General features: G+C 64.8%; 22 protein-coding genes and 1 pseudogene. 9 read left to right on the top strand and 14 right to left on the bottom strand.

The window, feature by feature from the left end:
* Positions 1–28: 28 nt before the first annotated feature.
* The 4 genes from AD017_RS20195 to AD017_RS20180 form a co-directional block, all read right to left on the bottom strand.
* Positions 29–1,084 (bottom strand): protein rep, encoded by a 1,056-nt coding sequence (locus AD017_RS20195; protein ID WP_227012792.1) that lies wholly within the window; start codon positions 1,082–1,084, stop codon positions 29–31.
* Positions 1,085–1,218: 134 nt separating this feature from the next.
* The gene (locus AD017_RS20190) at positions 1,219–2,394 is read right to left on the bottom strand and encodes an FtsK/SpoIIIE domain-containing protein (protein WP_060575133.1); all 1,176 of its coding nucleotides are present in this window, start codon (positions 2,392–2,394) and stop codon (positions 1,219–1,221) included.
* Positions 2,395–2,522: 128 nt separating this feature from the next.
* A complete protein-coding gene (locus AD017_RS20185; RefSeq protein WP_060575132.1) occupies positions 2,523–2,897 on the bottom strand; it encodes a hypothetical protein in 375 nt (124 codons plus the stop codon).
* 199 nt (positions 2,898–3,096) lie between these two features.
* Positions 3,097–3,372, bottom strand: a complete 276-nt coding sequence (locus AD017_RS20180) for a hypothetical protein (protein WP_145982549.1) — start codon at positions 3,370–3,372, stop codon at positions 3,097–3,099.
* 82 nt (positions 3,373–3,454) lie between these two features.
* Here AD017_RS20180 and AD017_RS33550 point away from each other — a divergent pair, with 82 nt between their 5' ends.
* Positions 3,455–3,667: a MerR family DNA-binding transcriptional regulator gene (locus AD017_RS33550; protein ID WP_349675475.1), complete on the top strand. Its 213-nt coding sequence runs from the start codon at positions 3,455–3,457 to the stop codon at positions 3,665–3,667.
* A 1,670-nt stretch (positions 3,668–5,337) separates the two neighbouring features.
* Here the strand turns inward: AD017_RS33550 and AD017_RS20170 are convergent.
* The 6 genes from AD017_RS20170 to AD017_RS20150 form a co-directional block, all read right to left on the bottom strand.
* Positions 5,338–5,898 carry a hypothetical protein gene (locus AD017_RS20170; protein WP_060575129.1) on the bottom strand — a complete coding sequence of 187 codons (561 nt, stop codon included), beginning with the start codon at positions 5,896–5,898 and terminating at the stop codon, positions 5,338–5,340.
* A 163-nt stretch (positions 5,899–6,061) separates the two neighbouring features.
* Positions 6,062–6,835 carry a hypothetical protein gene (locus tag AD017_RS20165; RefSeq protein ID WP_060575128.1) on the bottom strand — a complete coding sequence of 258 codons (774 nt, stop codon included), beginning with the start codon at positions 6,833–6,835 and terminating at the stop codon, positions 6,062–6,064.
* The gene (locus tag AD017_RS20160; RefSeq protein WP_060575127.1) at positions 6,835–7,083 is read right to left on the bottom strand and encodes a hypothetical protein; all 249 of its coding nucleotides are present in this window, start codon (positions 7,081–7,083) and stop codon (positions 6,835–6,837) included. Before AD017_RS20160 ends, AD017_RS20165 begins: the two co-directional genes overlap by 1 nt.
* Positions 7,084–7,229: 146 nt before the next feature.
* The gene (locus AD017_RS20155; RefSeq protein ID WP_060575126.1) at positions 7,230–7,646 is read right to left on the bottom strand and encodes a hypothetical protein; all 417 of its coding nucleotides are present in this window, start codon (positions 7,644–7,646) and stop codon (positions 7,230–7,232) included.
* 952 nt (positions 7,647–8,598) lie between these two features.
* Positions 8,599–8,775 (bottom strand): helix-turn-helix domain-containing protein, encoded by a 177-nt coding sequence (locus AD017_RS37465; protein ID WP_369821695.1) that lies wholly within the window; start codon positions 8,773–8,775, stop codon positions 8,599–8,601.
* A gap of 1,360 nt (positions 8,776–10,135) precedes the next feature.
* Positions 10,136–10,564 carry a hypothetical protein gene (locus AD017_RS20150; RefSeq protein ID WP_060575125.1) on the bottom strand — a complete coding sequence of 143 codons (429 nt, stop codon included), beginning with the start codon at positions 10,562–10,564 and terminating at the stop codon, positions 10,136–10,138.
* A gap of 1,234 nt (positions 10,565–11,798) precedes the next feature.
* Between AD017_RS20150 and AD017_RS20145 the strand changes: the two genes are divergently transcribed.
* The 4 genes and pseudogenes from AD017_RS20145 to AD017_RS20125 all read left to right on the top strand — a co-directional run bounded on the left by AD017_RS20145 (position 11,799) and on the right by AD017_RS20125 (position 15,803).
* Positions 11,799–12,260, top strand: a complete 462-nt coding sequence (locus tag AD017_RS20145) for a hypothetical protein (protein WP_060575124.1) — start codon at positions 11,799–11,801, stop codon at positions 12,258–12,260.
* 63 nt (positions 12,261–12,323) lie between these two features.
* The gene (locus AD017_RS20140; protein ID WP_060575005.1) at positions 12,324–13,415 is read left to right on the top strand and encodes an IS630 family transposase; all 1,092 of its coding nucleotides are present in this window, start codon (positions 12,324–12,326) and stop codon (positions 13,413–13,415) included.
* Positions 13,416–13,458: 43 nt separating this feature from the next.
* Positions 13,459–14,552, top strand: a pseudogene (locus AD017_RS20135) (IS630 family transposase).
* Between the two features lie 1,053 nt (positions 14,553–15,605).
* Positions 15,606–15,803 carry a hypothetical protein gene (locus AD017_RS20125; protein WP_060575122.1) on the top strand — a complete coding sequence of 66 codons (198 nt, stop codon included), beginning with the start codon at positions 15,606–15,608 and terminating at the stop codon, positions 15,801–15,803.
* A gap of 266 nt (positions 15,804–16,069) precedes the next feature.
* Here AD017_RS20125 and AD017_RS20120 read toward each other — a convergent pair whose 3' ends face one another.
* Positions 16,070–16,987: a tyrosine-type recombinase/integrase gene (locus tag AD017_RS20120; RefSeq protein ID WP_060575121.1), complete on the bottom strand. Its 918-nt coding sequence runs from the start codon at positions 16,985–16,987 to the stop codon at positions 16,070–16,072.
* 258 nt (positions 16,988–17,245) lie between these two features.
* Here AD017_RS20120 and AD017_RS20115 point away from each other — a divergent pair, with 258 nt between their 5' ends.
* On the top strand, positions 17,246–17,449 hold the full coding sequence (locus AD017_RS20115) for a cold-shock protein (RefSeq protein ID WP_369821681.1): 204 nt from the start codon (positions 17,246–17,248) through the stop codon (positions 17,447–17,449).
* A 57-nt stretch (positions 17,450–17,506) separates the two neighbouring features.
* Here the strand turns inward: AD017_RS20115 and AD017_RS34650 are convergent, their stop codons facing one another.
* On the bottom strand, positions 17,507–17,728 hold the full coding sequence (locus AD017_RS34650) for a hypothetical protein (protein ID WP_145982547.1): 222 nt from the start codon (positions 17,726–17,728) through the stop codon (positions 17,507–17,509).
* A gap of 121 nt (positions 17,729–17,849) precedes the next feature.
* Here AD017_RS34650 and AD017_RS35400 point away from each other — a divergent pair, with 121 nt between their 5' ends.
* Both AD017_RS35400 and AD017_RS37060 read left to right on the top strand, forming a co-directional pair.
* Positions 17,850–18,023, top strand: a complete 174-nt coding sequence (locus AD017_RS35400; protein ID WP_168170456.1) for a hypothetical protein — start codon at positions 17,850–17,852, stop codon at positions 18,021–18,023.
* A gap of 1,400 nt (positions 18,024–19,423) precedes the next feature.
* Complete coding sequence (locus AD017_RS37060) at positions 19,424–19,669, top strand: IS3 family transposase (protein WP_238591948.1); 246 nt, start codon at positions 19,424–19,426, stop codon at positions 19,667–19,669.
* Positions 19,670–19,936: 267 nt separating this feature from the next.
* On the opposite strand, the gene AD017_RS20110 is transcribed toward AD017_RS37060, so the two are convergent.
* Both AD017_RS20110 and AD017_RS20105 read right to left on the bottom strand, forming a co-directional pair.
* Positions 19,937–20,413, bottom strand: a complete 477-nt coding sequence (locus tag AD017_RS20110) for an NUDIX domain-containing protein (RefSeq protein WP_060576499.1) — start codon at positions 20,411–20,413, stop codon at positions 19,937–19,939.
* 172 nt (positions 20,414–20,585) lie between these two features.
* On the bottom strand, positions 20,586–21,515 hold the full coding sequence (locus tag AD017_RS20105; protein WP_060575119.1) for a LysR family transcriptional regulator: 930 nt from the start codon (positions 21,513–21,515) through the stop codon (positions 20,586–20,588).
* Positions 21,516–21,659: 144 nt separating this feature from the next.
* Here AD017_RS20105 and AD017_RS20100 point away from each other — a divergent pair, with 144 nt between their 5' ends.
* The gene (locus AD017_RS20100) at positions 21,660–22,046 is read left to right on the top strand and encodes a hypothetical protein (protein WP_060575118.1); all 387 of its coding nucleotides are present in this window, start codon (positions 21,660–21,662) and stop codon (positions 22,044–22,046) included.
* Positions 22,047–22,216 lie beyond the last annotated feature (170 nt).

The following is a 22,216-nucleotide window of genomic DNA, read 5'->3' as shown; positions in this document are numbered from 1 at the left end:
AAGCTGCCAGTGCCTGGAGGCCACTCCCCTACTCGTCAGCCTTACCCCGCCCGGGGTCCACAACTCGGTATGCCAGGCCCCGGGACCTGAGCCAGCGCTCAGCGCCCGGGAGGCCCTCCAGCTCGATGATGTCCAGGAGGTCTTCGGCCTCATGCTGGACCCGCTCCCAGGTCTCCCGGGGCAGCACCAGTTGATCTTCTCCGTGCTGGTCTTCGGTCACGATCTCCTCCTCGGTCCGCTCTCGGTGGAGGCCGGCCCACTCCCGGAGGCTGGTCGACCAGGTGATCTTCTTTCGCCCTGCGGAGGCTTGCTCGATCTCCCAGAAGAGTTCGATGTCGTCGGCCGAACCGGTCCCGACGGCATCCCGGAGAATCTGAAACGGGGCCCGGCTCCCAGAGCCCCGGGCAGCCTTGCCGGAGGCGTTGACCGCTTCCATGGCCGCCTTGCTGATGTAGGTGGCCAGGGACTCGATGGAGTCCGCTGTGAGCTGTACGGGCCGGACGTCCAGGCCGCCCCGGTCAGCGATGGCCGAGAACCCCTTACGTGCAAGGCCCTTCTCCCAGCGACCGAACAACCGGTCGCCCAGGGCGAACATGATGTCTGGCGAGACCCGGGTGTCGAACACGATCATGGCGTGGCAGTGGACATGGAAGCCGTGGTCCCCGTGGGTCAGCTCGACTGCCCGGAGCCAGCCGATCACCCCGAACTTGTCTTGATCCTTTGACCAGGAGGCGCCGGAGGTCACCGAGCGCCACCCGGCGGTCAGAGCGTCCCAGGAGGCCCGCAGCGGGGTACCGGCTCGATGCCGGAACGTCAGCGTCACGAACGCGACCGAACAGTCCTGGGCCTCAGCCGCCTTGAGGACTGCGGCCACCTCCCGAGCACGCTCGGCCGAGATCTTCCGCGAGCACACCGGACAGCTCCATGATCCACACGACTGGATCCCGGCCACCCCCGCCCGGGGTCCCTGATCGGTCTCGGAGGTCCGGATCACTGCTCCTCCCTCGGAGCGAAACGGCACCCGACCACACTTGCGCTGACGCTTGACCGATGACCACTCCCAGAGCGACCGCCGGAGTCTCATCACGTCCCGCCGTCGTGATCGCCGGTCCTCCTGACCACCGGGAAGTACAGTTGATCGCCCATTACCAAGGGCCGGGCTCCGCCCGGCCGCCCTCGCGCTCCCACCTTCGGCGGGCGCGAGGGCCCGGCGGCCCGTCACGCTGAAACCCGCTCGATGTACTCGCCGTACTCGATCCACGGCGTCCGGATGCGTTGAGCCGGACGGCCCGTGGCGGACAGGATTGCTACGCCTGGCGCCGCCGTGCAGTGCTGCGCCGCCAGTGCAGGATCCACCTCCGGATGCAGGAGCTTGACGGACTCAAGGCCGTCCAGCCGGAACGACAGCCGTAGCCCGAGCTGCGCCCGCTCGGCCCCGCCGATGATCTGGGCCTCCGGGCGCTGCGCCAGCAGGAACACGGAGAAGCCGGCCTTTCGAGATTCAGCGAGGAGTCTGGACACCGAGGCCCGGACCGAGGTCGCGGCCTTCTTGTCGATGGCCTCCAGGGCCTTGAGCAGGCCGGGGAACTCCTCCAGCACCACCAGGTGCCACGGGTGGGCCGGGGACACGGGCAGCCGGTCCCGGTCCCGGGGGATGGCTTTGATCCTGCGGTCCATCTCGCCGACGAGCTCGGTCATCTTCCGCTCGATGGCGGCAGGGTCGGAGAGACCCAACACCACGCCGGGGAGGTGTCCAGAGGACACCGACCCTCGTGGCGGCCCTGTGGGTTGCCACTCCAGGAAGGGGCGTAGCAGTACGCCGGAGGGGTCTACCCCGGAGATCTTGACCGGTTCGCCGGCCTTGGCCCGTTCGGCGACCTGGGCTAGTAGTGAGTAGGCAAACGACGACTTGCCCGAACCGGTCGAACCGGCGGCGCACAGGTGCGGCAGAGGGTCGGTCGTGGTGGTCTCTCGGCCGTTCTCGTCCCATCCCAGAAGGAGCGGGCCCGTGATCGGGCCGCTCGGGAGTGGCACGGTGTCCGCCAGCGGGTCCGCTTGGAGCAAGGTGAGGACTACCCAGTCACCCACGCCTCGGGGCTCCACCCGCAGGCCTACGGCGCCCAGGTGAGGGGCCAGCCGGGGAGCGGCGGCCCGCACGTCCTCGACGGTCTGGCCGGGCTGTAGTTGGGCGACCAGGACCGTCGGCGGCCCCAGAGTGATGTGCGTCAGCTTCGGGGGAATGACCGTCGGACCGGTGACCGTGTCCACGGTGCGGACCAGGCCGGCGCCCTCACAGGCCCTGATGAAACCGTCGGTGATTCGCTGGACTTCGTAGTAGTCGTCACGGTCCTGACGACGGTCTCGGGCGCGCCAGGGAGTTGCCCAGAACGACATGACTACCTCTCAGAGACGACGAGAGCCCTGCCCCGGGGAAGTAGGGCAGGGCTCTCGGTGGGGACTACTCAGGCGAGCGACCAGGCAGAGCACTGGTCACGAGCCCTCGTGCAGACCTCGGTCTTCACTCAGGCGGCCTTGTCGGCCGGCGCCGGCTTCTGCTGGACCTGGTCGATACCCGTGGCCTTGAGGCTCACGGCGGGCTGGCCGTTGCGATCGGTGTAGATCGTCGCGACCAGACCCTGAAAGGTGATCGACTGGAATCGGCCGGCCTTCGGTTCGTCGTACGACGGAACGGTGATGCCGATGGCCTCGGCCCGGGTAGCGTTCTCGTCGTCTACAAAAGTGTCCATCGTCCAGAGCGGGACACCCTCGTCGTTGGACGCCTGATTGCCGGACCGCTTCGTAGAGCCGTCCGAAAGCTGGACATACTCCGACTTGGGGACGCACAGACCGGAATAGATGAACTTCGTACGAGACTGGTCAATCGCCAGGGTGCGCATGACAGAGTTCTCCTCAGAGTAGAATTGGTTGGCTGCCTCGGCAGCGAGTGGTCTTCAGACCATGAGTGGAGAGCACAGAACCGCGATGACGATCAGTGCTCCAAGAACGTCCCCGCCCAAGAGGGGCCATGCCGGGCGGACCGGAGGAACCTCCGGAGTCCAGGACTGGTGCGGGTCACGCGGATCGCCGCTCCAGTGCTTAGCCATGAGTCAGGAGGGCGTCCGTGTGCTTCTCGATGCTGGCCTCAGCTTCCAGCCAGCGGCCGACCTTCCGGCCCTTCTCCGTCAGGGCCCAACCACCGAACAGGTCCCAGACAGCCAGGTCCCGGACCACCAGAGCCCGGACCGTGACGGGACGGACCGTGCCGACCGCCAGGAGAGCCAGGCACATGGCCAGCGTCAGACGGTGGGCCTTGGCGGCCTCCGTCCTGTCGTAGACGAACATCGCAGTCAGCCTCTCGCTCAACTCGCTCATCACGAACACTGTTGAAGCTAACAGGCTCGCTCGTCTACGCACAACTCGCTCATCCTGAACGTTGCCGCACCGAGCAAGCGTCGTGTGCAACGATCAGAGGGTGACCGAGGACCGAGTGCTGATCAGGACCGCCGAAGCGGCCCGCGCACTTGGCGTGTCACCCGCGACCCTCCGTCGGTGGGCCCGAGCCGGCCGGGTCAAGCCAGCGGAGAGGACTCTCGGCGGGCAAGACCGGTGGGACCTACACGATCTTCGCGAGCAAGTTCGTCGAATCACAGAGCAGGGCGAGAGCTGATGATCCGCCCCGGTCTCATGCAGACCGAGGAAGCCGCCCGAGCACTCGGCCTGGAGCCGGCCACTCTTGAGAAGTGGGCTCGGCTCGGGATCGTGAAGCCAGTCGTCAGCATCGATGATCTGATGTGGTGGGACCCGACTGAGGTACGGGATCAAGTCCAGCGGATCAGGCGTGAATCTCCCTGAGTTCGTCGGGACGATCCCAGACTGGCTCGCAGCCGGAGTAGCTGGGGCCGCCCTGCTCTGGGCCCGGAAGGCAGCAAATGCAGCCGCCGAGACTAATCGCACACAGCAGGACCAGCTCGAAGGCATCAACCGCACTGAACGCGAGAAACAAGCCAGTTCTTTTGCTGTGTGGATCGAGGCTGGACCAGACCAAATCGCCCGGTATCGCATCTCAAATCGGTCAGGCCAGCCGGTCTTTGGGTTCACTACATGGTGGATAGACGACACGGAGCGGTGCCGCCCCCGCACATGTCCGACCATTCCACCTGGTGAGTGGTGGATGTTCGAGAGTGTCCCGATGTTCGCCGCCTCTCAGCCGTTCGGGCCAACCGAAAACTCGCAGTATTTCGTAGAGTATGTATTTGTCGATCAGGCCCAACGTCATTGGAAGCGGCACTGGAACGGAAAGCTGACCGAGGAAGGCAGAGAGAATCATCCGCTCGACTTGATCGGTCCAATATACCCATACGAGTCTGACGATCGATGGTGGGAGCGCGAGCGCCGCTAGCGCCCGCCTTCCGAGGCTTCCGGGTCGGCTGCTTCCGGCCCTTGCTGTCTGTGATGGTGGCAGCCGCCCCCTCGTTATGCGTCTGCATAACGTCCGGAGATGCCAGGTCTCGTGCCACGGCTGCCTGGTTCACCCCGAGCGTGTCCGCGATCTCCTGCTGAGTCTTCCCATCGGCCCGGAGGCCGGCGACCAGGCCGCGCCGAACCTCGACGGTCGGCGATAGTCCGTCTCATCAGAACTAACTATTGCAAATCTGTAGCCCGTATGGCGTTCACTCGAACTACCTTGATGTAACTGAGCTAACGCGGTGACACCTGTTTAGATCTCCGATTCGGGAGCCTAGCGTCTTGTTCTCGTGGCGAAGTTACTGACCAAAGGTCAACGAAGAGCTCTCAGCAAGAGCTGGGGATACATGCTTCTACCCGTAATCGCATGGGCTTGGTTCATCGCAGCGCTAGGACCAACACCTATCGCAGTCATGTCAACCCTAGCTTTCGGATTCTTTCTGTTTCAAGCGCCAGTCCCGTGCTGCGCCACCACTCGCCGCGAGGAGTGGTGTCGAAATAACGCCTCAGGGATTCTCGGGGGCTGCCACTTCAAGCAGCACCGTTGGCAGAATCTAAAGATGCTGGTCGACCGAACGACCAGAACCCGGGCAGCAAACGGAATTCTTAGGGGGATCAGCGGAAAGGCCGCAACGCTCTCGGCAGTAATCGCAGCCTGTTCCCTGCTTGTTGCTGTGGGCAGCCTCCTCGTCTCCATGAACAAGGCATAGCCCCTCCGGGTTGGACCTCGACTCCGGACAGGGGGGTCGCCCTGACCATCACCGACGACGCCAGAGGCAGCCGCACCGACGCCCGGCCGTCAACCGGAGTGCGTGGTTGACAACCGACCGCCGGCACAGCAGGGCTACGCCCGCCGACGATGACGGACAGGGCTTAGGAGCTCAGGTCTTCAAACAGAACACCCACGGCCTCGCCGTCAGGGTCGCTGGTCGGGACGGTGCGGTCCCCCAGCTCCAGCCGGTAGATCGACATCCCCTGACTAGTGATGTGGGTATAGCCGTTGTTCGGGATGTGAGCACCCTCGGGGTACGGCAGTGCCTGGCCCGGGTTGCCCCGGCCGCCAGGAAGGTTCGCGAACCACTGGTAGTTGCTCGGGTCCGGGACCGTGAGATGCCCGGACTCGATCAGATCTCCGAACGGAGGCTCATAGCCCAGAGCCTCACGGAGCTGCGACTCCTTGACCACTACCCGAGTGTCCCTGACCTTCCGGCCGACGCCGGTCACCGGGTTCTGAACCCCGTCACCGCGTCCTCCGAAGTACGAACCGACCCTCCGGTACGACCAGGAGTTGAGCACCGCCAGAACGGTGAACAGCTCCTCCGCCGGAGTCGCATCCTCGCGACAACGGACGTACCAACCGACCGAGAGCCGATCCTCATCGTCCCTCGTGCAGCGGACGTACCGGATCGACGGGTAAGACAGTGAATTGAGCATCTGCTCTGCGTAATCTACAACGCGCAAGTTTAATCCTTGGAAGTATGTCCCTGAAAGGGGGCGCGAAGGGGCCCCAGAGCGCCGTAGAGGCGCGTTTAGGGCTCGGGGGTACCTTGACCCTAGGAAAAGCTTTAAGGGCTGAGATTCAGCCTCTTGAGCGAGTTCAGCCGAGCCGCAGGCGGGCAGCAGCCTGAGCCTGAAGCTGGTCCACGGCCGGGGCCGGCGGAAGCTCCTCAGCAAGGGCCTTCCGGTGGGCGTCGGCTGCCTTCGGGGTGAGACGACGCAGCCGGGTCCCGAACGTCAGAGCAGCGGCGTACGGAGCCAGCGGAGAGCCGTCCTTGTCCTTCTCGTTCTGGTAGAAGGCGTCCTTGACGCTCTGGTAGTCCCTGAACTCCGCGATGCGGCACAGCCGGTTCTCATTGGCGAAGGCGGTCTTGAGCTCACCGGTCACGGCGTCGAGAGCCGCGTCGACCGCCCGCAGGTGATCAGCCACTTCCCGAGCGGCCACGAATTTGGCCGCGGTATCGACGTCCAGCGAGAACATGTTGACCCGGCCCAGGAGGCCCTGGGCGAGCGGACTGAACTCTTCGGCCAGCGCGTCCCAGCGAGCGATCAGCGTCTCGATCAGGTCCGGCTTGGCGGCCTGGAAGGCTGCCTGAGCGATGGGCAGCCGGGTCGCCTGGATCGTCTGGTCCACGGCGGCCAGGGCGTCCCGGTCCGCCTTGGCACGGGCGTACTCGGTAGCGAGCTTCTGGAACTCGGCGTGAGTCTTTGCCCCGCTGATCTCGGCCAGCGAGGGCAGCTCGGGGTACTGGATGTCCCAGGAGGAACGGTGCAGCGCGTCCTTGAGGTCCTGAGGAACCTCCACGCCGGCGGCGGTCAACAGTCCGGGGATCCTGGAGATCTCGGACTGGGCAATGACAGAGTGCGGGTTCATCAGGCGTATCCGTTCAGCTTGTTGTCAATGAACTTGCGGAACTCGCGCTGAGCGCGCTGTTCCGGAGTGAGAATTGTGTCCTCGGTTCCGTGACCCTGACTCAGGTCAGTAGCCCGGACCCGGGTCGGTGTGCCTCGGTCGGCGTCCACCGCGTCCGTGCCGGGGTCATAACCCGTCATCGGGTGAAGAACGTCCTTCATCAGGGCGGCGGCGAGGAACTTGCCGCCTTCACTCAGTGGCTGAGTCATCTGGAGCGCTCGCTATCTCCCGGAAAACCGGGTTCTGAAGCAGAAAGGAATCCGGGCCACATCGTCTGATGATGTCGTCCCGGTATTGGGTAAGGCTTTCGCGCCGAATCTCGTCCAGGGAAGGGCCGGCCGACGGTTTACGCCGGTTACGCCTGAGCTTTGTAACCACGGCGACCCCATCGAGCGTTAGCAGCCTTCCTGGCGACGTCTGTACGGCTCATCGGGACGACGTTCCCCGCCTCCGGGGCGTCGTCCTCGGTGTACTCGGTCTCTAGGTTCAGCTTGGTGATCAGGCTGGCCAGGGTCGCCCGGTGAAACCGGAGCTCCGAAACCATCGGGTGAGCCACAAGCTGATTACGGCTTCCGTGGGTTGTCAGCGGCGACCCATCGGCCCGCCACTGGCGGTCCATCTCGGAGATGAGATCAGCCTCCGAGGCTGCATCGAAGAGCAACCGGACCTGTCCGGGGAAGAGTTCGTAGTCGTCGGCGATGGAGCGGAACAGCTCGATTCCGGCCTCGCCAAGCCCGTCCGGGGTCGCCGGAGGCGCGTGATCGTCGTTCAAGTGAATCTCCTAATAGGAATGCTTTGCATCAAGGGAGGGGTGCTCTATACGCGGCGGGCTTTCGCGGGGGCCCGGGGGGCCGGCCCCCTGGGGTGGGTCGTCCGGCTCGGCGGCCCAGGCGCCAAGCTCCCCGGCGAGTGCGTCTGGGACTCGCTCCCAGTGCACGCGCTCTGCTGCCTCTGCAAGCCGCTGCCGAAGCGGCTGCACTAGCAGCGGCGGCAGCGCCTGCTGTACTGCTCTCTGCACTGCTGCTGCACGCTGTGCGTGCTCGTGTGCCCAACTCACTGGCCCGAGGGCGGGGCGTGCTCCTACCGAGCCCGGGAGTACATAACGGGGCCTGGAGGTCACCGCTACCCCCTACCCGGGTTGCGGACCCCCAGGGCCCGAGGCGGTGCGGGCGGACCGGCCAGGACCACCAGGTCCGGGCTAGATTCAAGCTCGACCAGGGCTACCCGGTTATCCGGGCCCCGGGTGCACTTGTGGGGCCGGCGGGCGTCGGGGACGTACCACTTCAGGCAGTACTTCATTGGGCATTGCACCGAGCCGGGGGCGGCCTTGTCCCTGCACGGGGCACAGCGCACCGCCCGGGGGTGTGCCTCACCCGGGAGGGGCGTACCACAGGAAGCGCATGGGGTTCCGGGACCGACCGGAGGTCGGGAGCGTCGGAGACGGCCCTTGCGGTTGTCTCTTCCAGGACCGACCGGAGGTCTACCGTCACTCATAAAGGACACCGCGGATCTCCGCTCCGAGCCTGAGATCCTCGTCCCACCAACCAACAACAGCTTCTATCGCCTCTACTCGCTGTTGCAGTAGAGGCTTGATCCGATAATCCTTGGCCTCTTCGAGAGCCTGTCGCAGACGGTCCAGCCGGCCTTGAAGTCGCGCACACATCGCGCCACAGAAAGTATGATCATCAGACGAAGGCTTGGCGCACCCTTCTCGGGCGCAAGCATCAGACGGTCTCATCGCGGCCGCCGTTCCTGACCCACTCCTGCGTCACACCGGCGCACCGGGCTAGCCGGGCGAGGGACTGCTCTGTGGGGCTCGCAGCCCCAGCAGTCCACCGATGAAGGGTTTGGACTGAGACGCCAAGCCGGGCAGCCTTGGTCACCTGACTGTTCTCGGGCATCAGTGACAGCGCGGCTCGGATGCCGAACGCCGTCCTGGTCTTCTCTACAGCAACGCTACTCATAGTTCCTGCCGGGTGTTGTTCAAGCATTTGGGCATAAGAAAGCCCCGGAGGGGGCGTTATCCTCCGGGGCCAAACAGAGAAGAGGGCAGCCACGGCCGAGTGTGGCTGCCCTCTATTAATACTGGGAATTATCGGGACACGATCAGAGATCGTGGACTCGGAGACGGTGGTTCAGGAACGAGCTGACCCGTTTCGTCGCAAGGGGCTTGCTCGGTCCGATCAGGCTTGGTTTCGTCCCGTCACGAACCGGCGACCGTCGCCCACGATAGGACGGCCGGAGCCCTGGCTCCCGTGGCGAGGCTTCCGCTGCCGGCGCTTGCGGTCGCGCTCGTACAGCCTCCGGCAGTCGCGGTTTTCACAGACCTTCCGTGGTCGTCCCGCAGTCTTCGGGCGCGACCACAGCAGGCACGGAGTACAAGAGCATTCTACCGCCCGAGCTTGGACCTGGAGGCCAGCTCGGTTGCCCTCCAGGCCTTCGAAGGCCGGCCTCAGGGTGACCTCCTCTTCGGTCACCGAACACACCCAAGGCTTGAGCTCTGTCGAAGGCCTAAGGAGATCTGCGGAGCAGTACCGGCAGCGCTCCGGCGCGTTCGGAGCTGTGCCGGCCTCGGGGTCCGTGACGACTCCGTAAGCCCCACCAACGTCCTGGCTGAACACCGCGCCAGGACGCCGGAAGTCATCGCTGAGACCTGATATCGACGGTCCTTGGGGGCCGTCGTGTCCGTCATCGCCATCGGCGAGTACGAACGCCTCGGGACGAGGATCGATGGTGACGGCCTGGTCTTCATCCCGGCCGTCCTCGGTAGCAGTAGTCATGATTCTTCTTTCAGCAGTAGTAAGGGAGCGCGCCCGTTCTGTAGGCGCGCTCCTTAGGGAGCCACCGATAGCCGAAAAGGTGGCTCCCGGAGGAAGGTCGCGTAAAGGAGACCTTCCAGCTGGACTCTCGCTTTGGCTTCGTCCAGTCGGATCAAAGGAGACTGGACGGAGCAGGATTCACTCACTCTCCTGCTCCTTCGGGGAGGATGAGAAGCCTCAAGAGCGGATCATCCTCCGGGCTGAGGCCTGCGGATGCTCGTCTGGCGCCAACGGGCGCCCCTGAAAGGAGACCACCTCACACCCCGGTGGTCTCCCTGTCTCCGACGGCTACTCTCCTTCTCTCCGAGGGCTACTTAAGGAAACGGCCGGGAAATCCAGGCCACCTGGATCCAAGATGGCCCTGATATCCAGACCACCCCACTGTCAGGAATGGCCTGGATATCAGGCACCCTAGTGGCCAGGATATCCAGGCCACTTTGAGCTATATCGCGACGCGTTCGGCCAGCACGTACGGGCTGCCCTTTTCCCTGGACTTCTTCGGGACCTTGACCAGTAGGCCAGCGTCGACCAGGCGTTGAGCGTGGCCGTTGTACCTGGACCGGTGTCCGCCGGTGTTCTGCGCGAGGGCCCGATCGGAGACCTCGACACGGAACGTCTTGAGGTGCGCGTAGTAGCCCAGCAAGGCTGCGTAGTGACACGTCGCCATGTTCTGGCCACCAAAGTGCTGTTCAACGCTCATGATCCAGTCCCGGATTGCGGCCATGCCATTTCCCGTGATCGGCTTGCCGACAATGAAGCTGGGAGGCTCTAGAAGTTCTTCGAACAGCTCAGGGCCTACGGGAGTAATCCCAGCAGCCTCGGCGTACTCTGCCGAGAAAGGGTCAAGCTTACGGAGATTGGTCGTCGTCACTTGGGTCGGTGTCCTTATCGTCAAGAGAAATACTGAGGCGCTTGTCAATGCGCGCCCGGTCGGTCTGGTTGTACGTGCTCGGCCGGACTCGAATTCCGGCCATGTTTACTTCCTGATCTCGCCATCTAGGTCGGCGCGGCACGTCCAGCGGACTAGCCATCGATCTTCACTACCTCCGTGTCTTGGTCCGGCGGTTGCCCCGAGGCGAACCGCTGGGCCTGCTCCTCGGTCTCGAACAGTTGGAACCTCCAGCTCCTGTCTCGGATGATCACGCAGTACTGGCCGGCGCCTCGAACTCCGCCGTTACGAGGGAACCGGCACCGGATGAACCCGACCGCGGTCCGGTGCGACCGCTGGCACGGGTGGTTCAGGTAGGTCTTGATCGTTCTTCTCCTGTCTATGTGTTCCCGCTGGTGATTACCTAGGTCATCACCGGGCGGCACGGTTAGCGTCCAGCGAGTGAACGGGCCTTCTCCGCGTCCAGCACCCACGCGGGCGGGTTCCTGCGACGAAGCAGACAAGCCCGGTGCTCCTCGGCAGTCATGATCACCAGGCCGTAAACCGGCATCCCAGCCTTGATCAGGCCGGTCCGGCGCATGTTCGGACCTGCGTACCGACCTCCACCGGCCGAAACCCATCGTTCGGTCCCGGGTTCAGGTTCCAGACCTGCCCCGTAGTCCTGGGCTGTGAACTCCGTGAGGTTCCCGTACTCACCCCGGCCGCTCCAGTCAATCTGTCGCCTCTGGACATGGACTAGACCGCGCCGGTCCAGGGCGGTCACTGCGGTACGTACTTGACGATCACTGCGGCCGACCCGGTCAGCCAGTTCAGTCGTCGTAAGGTGGTCCGAGCCCAGAGCATCCAAAAATGGCCCGCTGAGCTGGGCCGAGTCCTCTTCCCATGATCCTTTCTCCTCTCCTAAGTGTTCCGCCTGGAGGGGAAACTTCCCCACCGAGCGGTACGGATAGACCATCTACTCAGTAGGCGGCCCTGACTGACTCACTCCGATCGGCGCGAGTCGTTTCGGGACGGCCCTGCTCGGCCACCCCTTGGACTTCCAGTCGCACGCTCGGCTGTTGCACGTGACCTGGCGCCCCTCGGTGTCCCCCTGGAGGGACACCCGGCCTGCCTCCCGGCGGTCTCGTTCAGTATGTCGCTATTACACTAGCGATCGTTACCGTACTAGCGTGAGCTCACTGAGATGGCCTAGCGACGGCGGGCTAGGCTGATAGCCATGGAGCTGACGACGGAGACTCTGGTGAGCCCGTACAGCCTGGAGCTGGCCCGGGACGACCAGGGCAGGATCAAGGCAGTGACCGTGACCGCGGTCGGCGATAGTGAGCTGACCTTGAGTCAGCTAGAGCAGGCGTGGAGGGCCCTTCGGGACCGGCTCCGGTCTGATGAGCTCCGGGGCCGAGGAACTTACAACCGCCGGCGCGGGGTCGATGTCCTGACCGCGCTCTCGAAGGCCTGGGACGGCCAGATCACTGATGAATACCTGGCCGCTCTCGCCATCGCTTACGAGGAGGTCTCGAAGCTCCCAGGGCGGGCGATGCTCGACTCTCTCGCCGAGGCGGTGGGCCGGCCCCAGGCCACCGTGAGGGCACACGTGTCCAGGGCCCGCCGCGAGGGTTGGTTGGTTGACCGAGACGAGCAAGGGGCGCAGCGGGGGAACCGCCACGCCCCGAGCCCGTGAACTAGCGACAGGTCAGCTAGTGTCATGAGTCGCGAGTTCGCGACATATTTGTAAGGTGGTCTGGTGGCACGGACCGGACGACCCAAGGCCGAGCTGATCCTGTCCGACGATGAGCGGTCAGCGTTGGAGGAATGGATTCGCCGCGGGTCGACTCCGCAGGCGTGGGCGCTGCGGTGTCGGATCATCCTGGCGTGCGCTTCGGGCGCGACGAACAAGGAAGTCGCGGCGCAGACGGGGTCGGCTGCGCACACGGTGGGCCGGTGGCGTGCCCGGTTCGTTGCTCACCGGATCGCCGGGCTGGGGGACCTGCCCCGTCCGGGCGGTCCGCGCACGGTCACCGACGCTCAGGTCGCCGAGGTGATCACCACGACGTTGGAGTCCAAACCGGCTGATGCGACGCACTGGTCGACCCGCGGGATGGCCGAGCATTCGGGGTTGTCCCAATCGACGATCTCGCGGATCTGGCGCACCTTCGGGTTGGCCCCGCACCGAGCCGAGACGTTCAAGCTGTCCACCGATCCGTACTTCATCGAGAAACTCCACGACGTCGTCGGTCTCTACCTTGACCCGCCCGAGCGGGCGCTGGTGTTCTGCGTGGACGAGAAATCCCAGATCCAGGCCTTGAACCGGTCCCAACCAGTGCTGCCGATGATGCCCGGCATCCCGCAGCGACTGACCCACGACTACGTGCGGGCAGGAACCACGACGTTGTTCGCCGCGCTCGAGGTCACGACCGGGAAGGTGATCGGGTCGCTGCATCGCCGCCATCGCGCGAGCGAGTTCCGCACGTTCTTGACCAGGCTCGACCGCGAGGTCCCCGCCGAGCTGGACGTGCACCTGGTGCTGGACAACTACGCCACCCACAAGACCCCGGCTATCAAGACCTGGCTGGTGGCTCACCCGAGGTTCCACCTGCATTTCACCCCGACCGGATCGTCGTGGCTCAACCTGGTCGAGCGTTGGTTCGCCGAGCTGACCACCAAGAAGATCCGCCGCGGCGTGCACACCTCGGTCCCCGCCCTCGAAGCCGACATCCGCGACTGGATCGCCGGCTGGAACAACAACCCCAAGCCCTTCGCGTGGACCAAGACCGCGGACGAGATTCTCGAACGACTCACCCGATATCTGAAGCGAATCCCTGACTCAGGACACTAGTGTCATGAGTCGCGAGTTCGCGACATATTTGTAAGGTGGTCTGGTGGCACGGACCGGACGACCCAAGGCCGAGCTGATCCTGTCCGACGATGAGCGGTCAGCGTTGGAGGAATGGATTCGCCGCGGGTCGACTCCGCAGGCGTGGGCGCTGCGGTGTGTCGGATCATCCTGGCGTGCGCTTCGGGCGCGACGAACAAGGAAGTCGCGGCGCAGACGGGGTCGGCTGCGCACACGGTGGGCCGGTGGCGTGCCCGGTTCGTTGCTCACCGGATCGCCGGGCTGGGGGACCTGCCCCGTCCGGGCGGTCCGCGCACGGTCACCGACGCTCAGGTCGCCGAGGTGATCACCACGACGTTGGAGTCCAAACCGGCTGATGCGACGCACTGGTCGACCCGCGGGATGGCCGAGCATTCGGGGTTGTCCCAATCGACGATCTCGCGGATCTGGCGCACCTTCGGGTTGGCCCCGCACCGAGCCGAGACGTTCAAGCTGTCCACCGATCCGTACTTCATCGAGAAACTCCACGACGTCGTCGGTCTCTACCTTGACCCGCCCGAGCGGGCGCTGGTGTTCTGCGTGGACGAGAAATCCCAGATCCAGGCCTTGAACCGGTCCCAACCAGTGCTGCCGATGATGCCCGGCATCCCGCAGCGACTGACCCACGACTACGTGCGGGCAGGAACCACGACGTTGTTCGCCGCGCTCGAGGTCACGACCGGGAAGGTGATCGGGTCGCTGCATCGCCGCCATCGCGCGAGCGAGTTCCGCACGTTCTTGACCAGGCTCGACCGCGAGGTCCCCGCCGAGCTGGACGTGCACCTGGTGCTGGACAACTACGCCACCCACAAGACCCCGGCTATCAAGACCTGGCTGGTGGCTCACCCGAGGTTCCACCTGCATTTCACCCCGACCGGATCGTCGTGGCTCAACCTGGTCGAGCGTTGGTTCGCCGAGCTGACCACCAAGAAGATCCGCCGCGGCGTGCACACCTCGGTCCCCGCCCTCGAAGCCGACATCCGCGACTGGATCGCCGGCTGGAACAACAACCCCAAGCCCTTCGCGTGGACCAAGACCGCGGACGAGATTCTCGAACGACTCACCCGATATCTGAAGCGAATCCCTGACTCAGGACACTAGAGATCATGGAGTGACCTGCCGGCATGCAAGGCGCGAAAGCACCGTGTCCAGACTCGGCCATTGAACCCCCTCTCCGTAGGTGTGTGACCGGTGGAACCGTCCGCACCCGGGGTCGTCACACTCCGGGTGCAGACTGATCTCAGTTTCCCATGCCTTTTGAAGGAGCATGTCTTCCGGCTGCGTGAACCGAGTTACCAACTCAGTCCAGCAGCTCTCAATCAGAACCTCGTCAATCGCCTCTAGATTAGCCTCCTGCGGTGTGCGGAGCTGAATAGTGCAGACGACTCGCATACTACGGTCGGTCATAGTGGCTCGGTGAAGCCAGCGAGCATCGTCGATCACGATCTCTTCGGCGCCCCGCTGATCCATGACTGCTCCTCTCGTTGGGTCTTGCCGATACAGACGTCGGCGACCTCGATCGGTTGCCTATTCCGAGGGCATTCACTGGACCGGAGCAACTTTCCCTGAAACTGTAACGAACCGGTACTCAATGCCGACTCTACTGGCAGGTCTGACGCCATTACTTGAGAAAGGGCGATTCCGGGTAGCTCGTTCCATGCCCACCGTGTGGCGTGTCCACCTAGGTGGACAGGACTCCGAAACGGTGCGGAAGTACCGGCGTGTGTCGGATGCGTGGCCGCAGGGTGTACGTACACCCTGCGGTTGGTCGGTACACATGATCCTCTCGGCTCACCAGGGCCGTGACGGAGAGCGCACAGGTGTTATGGAGAACCTTGAACAGTACGCCGATGAAATCGGACAAGACTTCAACAGTGTTCGGTCTTACCGTGACGTATCTGCGGCGTGGCCAGCTCCTAGACGTCTAGGAGCTGTGTCCTACGGCGTGCATGTTGCTCTCATGGCCCACCCGCACCTAATCCGGGAAGGCATGACCGTCCGCGAGGCTCGCGAGGCGGTCAAGCAGGAAAAGGCTCTTCCTGGCCCTGAGAGGCCCGCTAAGCCCCGTTCGACCCCTCCCGCGAGTGATGAGCCGGAGGAGGATGTTTCCGGGAGGCCGGTAACACCCATCACGCCCTGATCGATCTTCCTGGCATGATCGTGAGAGCCGAGGATGTCCAAGCCGGACAGGTGGTCCTGTGGGAGGGCGACCGTCTTGAGGTCGTCTACACCGACTTCACCGGCATCGACCGGACGGTCCTGCGGGTCGCCCGGGCCCGCGACGGCGTGAGACAGGAACTCACCATCAGCAACGACACCGAGCTTGAGATCGACGCAGTCCCCGAGTCCTAACGGGGCGGAGAAGCAGCCCCGGACCGGGCTACCGGTCTTAACCAGGTGCCGGGACTCCTCCCACGGGAGCCCCTGAACGTGGACGCGACCAGCAAGAGCACCCCGTGCGTAACGACCGTAACCGGCAGTCACGAGCCATCGCAACCGAACGGGCGGCCGGTCGTCCGGGTGGCAGACTCGCACGCGACCGTGCCGGATCAGGACGTACGAGCCTGCCAGAACCGAGGGTAGCCGATCACTACTCGCAGAACTGTCTCGCTGACGAATCAGAAGCGGTCTCCGAGCGCTGCTCTCCGGTGGGCAGCACGAGCCCGTTCGTCGGCTGCTGAAGCGCCGTAACGTGACAGCATCTCCCTGGACCGCCAGCCGGCCAGGTGCATCAGGTCGGTCTCTCCCCCGCCGGCCTTGAGCCAGGCGTCGGCAAGGGAGTGCCGGAACCGGTGTGGATTGATCCTCGGGATCCCGGCATGATCACAGCGCTTGTTGAGGATGCTCCGTAGCCCTGTCAGGGGCATCGGACCTTTCGTCCCCAGCAGAAGCCGATCAGTCGTGTCCGCCAACCGGTGCTTCGCCCGGGTCCTGAGGTACCGGCGGAGCGCTTGAGCCGTTCGGCTTCCGAACGGGACCAGTCGTGGACGGTTCCCCTTGCCTGTGACCATGACAGCGTTCGGGTTGAACTCTATGTCGGCGACGCGGAGACCGATGATCTCCGCTCTCCGGCATCCGGTGTCCAGCAGCAGCCGGACGATCACCAGATCTCGGCGAGCAGTGAAGTTGCTCCCCTGGCACGCCTTGATCAACTTACGGACGTGCTCGTCCGGGATCACCGGCACCAGCTTCTCAGGGACCCTCGGCGCCTGGACTTTGTGGAACGGCGAGCGAGGGATCTCCTCCTCGATCTCCTCCAGCCACTTGAAGAGCTGGTACAGCGACCGATAGTGCTGGTTGACGTACCCGGGCGCGAGGACCCGACTCGGGTCCGTCCGGCTGGGCCGGGTCGCCAGGTGACCCAAGTACCTCTGGATATGGCGGTGGGTGATCTTCTTAGGGATGACGTCCGGCCCCAGGTGTTCCACCAGCCCCCGGCCGGCACGTAAGTAGACGTCGACCGTCCGCGGCGACTTCCCTGCCGACTCCAGGTAGAGCTGCCAGTCCGTCAGCAGCTCTGCCAGCGTGTCTCTCATGACCCCTCGCCTCCGTCCTGTTCGGAGGCTCTGGCAGGCCGTTTTCCCTGGTGGTGACTTTGCGAGCCACTACCGTCTTTGGGAGCGAGGGGCCGTGGGTTCAAATCCCGCCACCCCGACCACATCCGGCCTGCGGAAACAGGTCGGTGCTACATCGCCCGAAGATCGAGATGTAGCAGTTGCTGTAGCAGTGGCTCCCTCAACCGCGTGGACCGTGGCGACCTGACCTGCTCTGATCGACGCATGGCAACCGGTGTCGTGAAGTTCTACAAGGCCGAGAAGGGCTGGGGTGCGATCAGCAGCCCGGAGCTGCCCGACGGCCTCGACGCCTTCGTCCACTTCAGCGCCATCGAAGCCGAGGGCTACAAGGCGTTCGAGCAAGGCGACCAGGTCGAGTTCGACTACGAACCGGCCCAGCAGGACAGCTTCCGTTTCCGCGCGACGCGCGCACGACGCCTCTGACATCTGGCCGAACTACAGGAAGGCCGGCGCAGCCACGAAGCTCGTCGAAGTCGCGGTTCAGCGCGCGCGGTTCGAGCGGTCGACGGGAAGCCCCTTCCCGACGGAGTACTCCGGCGTCTTGACCCGCACGAGCTTGGCGACGTTGCGCGGGACCAGCTCCAGTCGCTCGGCGCGCCCGAGCGCGTCGCGCAGGACGGCGTGCACACGTACTGGAACTGCCGGGTCGAGGGCCGCCGCCCGCAGCAGCGTTCCAGTGAGCCACTTGAGGGGCGTCTTCATTTAGCATACGGTTTCAGCGAGGAATATATGTCCACTTTTCGACTGTGAGACTGGCGTTCGCCACCTGGTCGGCCAGGCTCGTGCTTACGACACCGCCCTGCACCGGATCCTCATCGGCCGCATGCGATTCCGCCAGCCGACGATCGCCTACGTCGAGCGCCGTACTCACGAAGACCGCACGACGAAGGAGATCCTGCGCTGCCTCGAGCGCCACCTGATCCGCGAAATCGATCGGATTCTGGTGACCCCACACAAGGAACCGAAACTATATCTCGCCACCGCTCGGCAACTATAGGAGCATCAACTCGGTCTCCTCTGGCAGGGCGAGCCACGCTGTAGATTCTGCGTCCCAGCCGGTGAGCTCGGCCAGACCGACCGCAGTCTCGACCCGAAAGTTCTGTGCCCTCGCCAGCCCACACGCCGCAAGCGTCACAGCAGCGCAGTCGCGACTCAACCTCTTCCAGTCGACTGCTGCGCGATCGGAAGAAATCTTGCGAGGGTATCTCTCAACTAGCTCAACATAATCAGCTACATCGCGTATCGTGTGCACATACCTGTCGCCCTTGACATCAAATCTCACCTCAACCAGAGGCCTCTTTAGTTGCGCGAATTCGCTGCGCTCTGACCGCTCCCACGCACTCTGCCCGTTCGGCAGGAACGAGGACGTCCAAAAGGCGCCCACGGGCTTGTCTGCGGCGAGTTGACTCTCAGATGGGTTCGATATCCTAGTACGAGTGAGCCTTCCGCGGTCCGTGAACGCCGACTGTGGCGACTCCAGATTAGAACCAGCAGCCAGCCCGAGCCTAGGCGCTGATCAAGCAAGTCGGCGATTTGGTCGAGATTGCAATCGGAGCGTTCCGTGAAATTCTCTACCGAGTGTTGGTGCGCAGCCCCAAAGACTACGTCCCAGTAGAGATCGCTATCCGATCTATCTGCGGGGTTCAAGCCGAACGATTGCAGAGATTCGGCAGTTTTCAGTAAGACTGGCCCCCACACCCTAGCGTTTTCCATCGTGCTCCTCTGAAGGTCAGACACTAGCAAGCCCAGGCGAAGCTGCAACAGCCGACAGGACCCGTGTGATCGGCGATGGTCGTATTCTTGCAGGCAATCTTGTGGCGGGGAAAGAAGCGTCGACATTCGTAGAGGCAGTACGAGCGCGTCGGAACGCGCTCGCCGAGCGGCCTCACGGAGGTCGCCGAGCACCTCGAGCCGGCACCGAGACGCCTATTCTCACGCCTCGTCGCAGACCCTTGAAGTCAGGATCGGTGGATCCAGGGGTTTGGTCGCAAGGCGCTGCACGCGGGAAGGTACCCGACCTGTTCGGCAACGCCGCAAGTGGGCGACTGGGCCGCCGAGTTCGGCCGTGAACGTTCTGAGACGGGGCGCTAGCTAGGCTCCGGTCGCTGCGGTGATCGTCTGAGAAATACGTACCCCGACGCGCGGCGTCCGTGCGTCATTACTGCTCTTACGGACACTGATGCCGACGTGGGGCGCTCGCCGCGCCCCACACCTCGGGCGACCTCCGGGGAGGGTGTCTCCCCACCGGCTACCTGCGGCGGTAGCACCTCCGGTGGGCGGATCCATCACTCGGATGGCAGCTCGAATTGTACGTCGCTGCGATTCGCCCAGCGCCTCGAAGGCCACGGGATTCTCCCGTCGATGGGACCACTCGGCGATTCCTGCGATAACGCACTTATGGAGAGCTTCTTCTCCACGCTCAAGACCGAGCTCGTCTACCGGAAATCGTGGCGGACCCGCGAGGAGGCCGAGAACGAGCTGTTCGCCTACATCGATGGTTGGTACAACACCGAACGCATACAGGCCCGACTCGGTTGGAGCTCACCGAATGAGTACGAGGCCATCTGGCGCGACCGGGGAGAGCATCCTGGACGATCACCCGCATCACCCGCCGACGGGGCCGACCCGGCCCCGCTCAGCTGACCAGTACTCCGAGCAGGCGGGGAACCTCACAGCGCCCTGCCCGGTAGAGAGTGTCTTTGCACATTGGTCGGCCGCGCGACAGGCCGCGACCACCACCACGGATCTGGCGGCCAAGCACGGACAGGTGCTCGTGGCGTCATACCGTCTGCTGATCGGTGCGGTCGCCGCGCTTCACGACGGATGCCAGGAACCGGGCGACGTCTTCGACCGCGCCCGAGACTTCCATCTCGCTCCTGCGCAGCTGTGGTCGTCCCCGGAGGCCAGGACTCAGCCGATAGCCCCGACCTCGGCCAGCAAGGCCACACGGTTCGCGAGCACGAACTCCTTGAGCTCCGACGGCTTGAGGTCGACGGCTTTCAGATCGTCACTGCGCAAGTCGATCCGGTCGGTCTCATAGCCCCCACGAGAGCCGTCTGTGAACTCCTCACCGGTGCGAGCCGACCTGTCCAATTCCATCAGCCGGGCGACGAAGAAGTGTTGTACCGACACCCCGCTGTTCGAGAGTGAGCTGAACAGGAAGACCTGGGACAGATCAGCGGCGGTCGCGCCCAGTTCCTCCGCAAGCTCACGTCCCAGCGCGGCCTTGACAGAAGCATCGGTCTCCTCGACACCGCCACCCGGCGCTGTCCAGTACGGCGGCAGATCCGGCTTGATGCGCTTGATGAGCACCAAGTGGCCACATTCGTCAATCAGGATGGCCCGGGCCGACCGTCGTCCGACCACGGAAATCAACTGCTCCGTCATGCCGGAGAGCCTACTGTCGATCTCCACCGCAGGAGACGACCTACTCGATTTCGACGGACACAGATCAATTCCTTGAGCGCGGTCTCATGACAATGCGTGAGCGGCCCGCGGCCTCGACATGAGTGCGCTTGCTGCCGACGCCACGACAGCAGGTCGTGTTCCTGCCCCGGGATCAACCGCCGCCGGCAGTGCGGCGGCGCAGGGCGGTGCTCACGTCGGGGCAGTGCTCGGCGGTCACGTCGAGGAATGCACCGACCGTGGGTGAGTCGTCGTCGGTGCGCGTCACGAGGCAGAGATCAGGCAGCCGCAGTGCGGGCCGGATCTCGACGACGGCGGTCTCCGGCCGGCAGAGCGCGCGGGCGCACGACGGCAGCAACCCGATCCCGACCCCACACGCGACCAGGCCGGTGATCGTGTGGATGTCGCGGGCACTGGTCGTGGGGTGGATGGGGTCGCGCCCGTCGAGCACGGCGTCGAGATGCTCGACGGTCGCCGGCTCCTCGCTCCCTGTGGTCGTCACCAGGGGCTCCCCACGAAGCTGATCGACGGTGACCGCCGGCTGTGAGGCGAACGGGTGGGACCGGTGGCACAGGGCCACGAGTTGATCGTGCCCGACCGGTACCGAGGTCAAGGTCTCGGCGCCCCGGCCACGAGGAGCGCCCCGCGAGACCGCCACGTCGACCGTCCCGGCCAGCAGCGCCGCAGTGCTGTGCGTGCTGGCGAGCTCCATGCACTCGAGGCCGATCGCCGGGTGCGTCCCCCGGAACCGGGCGAGCAGCGAAGGCAGCAACTGGACGAGCGCCGACCCCACGAACGCCAGGCGCAGCGTCCCTCGGTGCCCCCGTGCAGCGCGACGGGCGTCGTCGGCGCCACGGTCGACCTGTGCGAGCACCCGGCGTGCGTTGGCGGTCCATACCTCGCCGGCAGCGGTCGGGAACACACCGTCGGAGGTCCGGTCGAACAGTGAGGTGCCCAGCTCCTGCTCGAGCGCGGCGAGCCGGCGCGACAGCGTGGGCTGTGTGATGCCGAGGGAACGTGCGGCTCGCCCGAAGTGCCGGTGCTCGGCCAGCGCCAGGGCGTAGCGCAGCTGGCGCAGTTCCACCGGCCGAGGGTATCGCGATACGCCGTCGGCCCCGGGCGAGGCGGTCGCACACGAGGGCCGGCCGCCGATGCGCGGGCCGTATCGGTCGGGGTCCGATCGCGCATCGGAGAGCTGCCCGTGACGGGGAACCGGTGGCATGTCTGCATGACCGTCCTGAAGACCTACGCACGCGTGTTCGTCGACGACATCCCTGCCGCTCTGGTGCCGCTGGAGCAGGTCTACGGCCGACCTGCCGACCTGCGATTCGCATTCGACGGCGCCGAACTGGCAGCGGTGGGCGACGTGCTGCTCATCGCCGGGAGTCCCGACAGCTACCGCAGTGGTATCGGCCCCCTCGTGGTCGACGACGTCGATGCGACCGTGTCCATGCTGGTCGACAGCGGCGCCGACGTCGTGAGTGAGTTCGTCGCCGAGACCGGACGCGGCGCCTACGTCCACCACGAGGGAGTCACCGTCGAGTACCTGCAGTGGAACGACGACATCCTGTCCCGGGTACTCGGCGACCGAGCCACGGACGATCGGACCGGGTGATCGGGCAGGGCCTGCCCCGCCGGGCGGGAGGCCGAGGCATGACAGACGTCATGTCCCGACCGTGCATTCCACCGGGAAACTCATGATCGATGGCACGCGGTCACGGGCGTGGCCCGGCCTAGCGTCGTGACCATGATCCCCGACTAGCCTCGCTCCGGAGCCACGCAGCC

Source organism: Pseudonocardia sp. EC080619-01 (assembly GCF_001420995.1).
In the GTDB taxonomy this organism is placed as follows: domain Bacteria; phylum Actinomycetota; class Actinomycetes; order Mycobacteriales; family Pseudonocardiaceae; genus Pseudonocardia.
The sequence above is the reverse complement of the archived record's forward strand: the minus strand, read 5'-3'. Positions and strand labels throughout refer to the sequence as shown.

Bases quoted from the DNA above. Each gene is read 5' to 3' on its own strand.
- AD017_RS20185 (WP_060575132.1), bottom strand. From the start codon at position 2,897: ATGCGCACCCTGGCGATTGACCAGTCTCGTACGAAGTTCATCTATTCC.
- AD017_RS20110 (WP_060576499.1), bottom strand. From the start codon at position 20,413: ATGACGGAGCAGTTGATTTCCGTGGTCGGACGACGGTCGGCCCGGGCC.
- AD017_RS34650 (WP_145982547.1), bottom strand. From the start codon at position 17,728: ATGAAGACGCCCCTCAAGTGGCTCACTGGAACGCTGCTGCGGGCGGCG.
- AD017_RS20190 (WP_060575133.1), bottom strand. From the start codon at position 2,394: ATGTCGTTCTGGGCAACTCCCTGGCGCGCCCGAGACCGTCGTCAGGAC.
- AD017_RS20125 (WP_060575122.1), top strand. From the start codon at position 15,606: ATGATCGTGAGAGCCGAGGATGTCCAAGCCGGACAGGTGGTCCTGTGG.
- AD017_RS20170 (WP_060575129.1), bottom strand. From the start codon at position 5,898: ATGCTCAATTCACTGTCTTACCCGTCGATCCGGTACGTCCGCTGCACG.
- AD017_RS35400 (WP_168170456.1), top strand. From the start codon at position 17,850: ATGCGATTCCGCCAGCCGACGATCGCCTACGTCGAGCGCCGTACTCAC.
- AD017_RS20180 (WP_145982549.1), bottom strand. From the start codon at position 3,372: ATGAGCGAGTTGAGCGAGAGGCTGACTGCGATGTTCGTCTACGACAGG.
- AD017_RS20160 (WP_060575127.1), bottom strand. From the start codon at position 7,083: ATGACTCAGCCACTGAGTGAAGGCGGCAAGTTCCTCGCCGCCGCCCTG.
- AD017_RS20145 (WP_060575124.1), top strand. From the start codon at position 11,799: ATGGAGCTGACGACGGAGACTCTGGTGAGCCCGTACAGCCTGGAGCTG.
- AD017_RS37465 (WP_369821695.1), bottom strand. From the start codon at position 8,775: ATGCCCGAGAACAGTCAGGTGACCAAGGCTGCCCGGCTTGGCGTCTCA.
- AD017_RS20100 (WP_060575118.1), top strand. From the start codon at position 21,660: ATGACCGTCCTGAAGACCTACGCACGCGTGTTCGTCGACGACATCCCT.
- AD017_RS20195 (WP_227012792.1), bottom strand. From the start codon at position 1,084: ATGAGACTCCGGCGGTCGCTCTGGGAGTGGTCATCGGTCAAGCGTCAG.
- AD017_RS20165 (WP_060575128.1), bottom strand. From the start codon at position 6,835: ATGAACCCGCACTCTGTCATTGCCCAGTCCGAGATCTCCAGGATCCCC.
- AD017_RS37060 (WP_238591948.1), top strand. From the start codon at position 19,424: ATGGAGAGCTTCTTCTCCACGCTCAAGACCGAGCTCGTCTACCGGAAA.
- AD017_RS20120 (WP_060575121.1), bottom strand. From the start codon at position 16,987: ATGAGAGACACGCTGGCAGAGCTGCTGACGGACTGGCAGCTCTACCTG.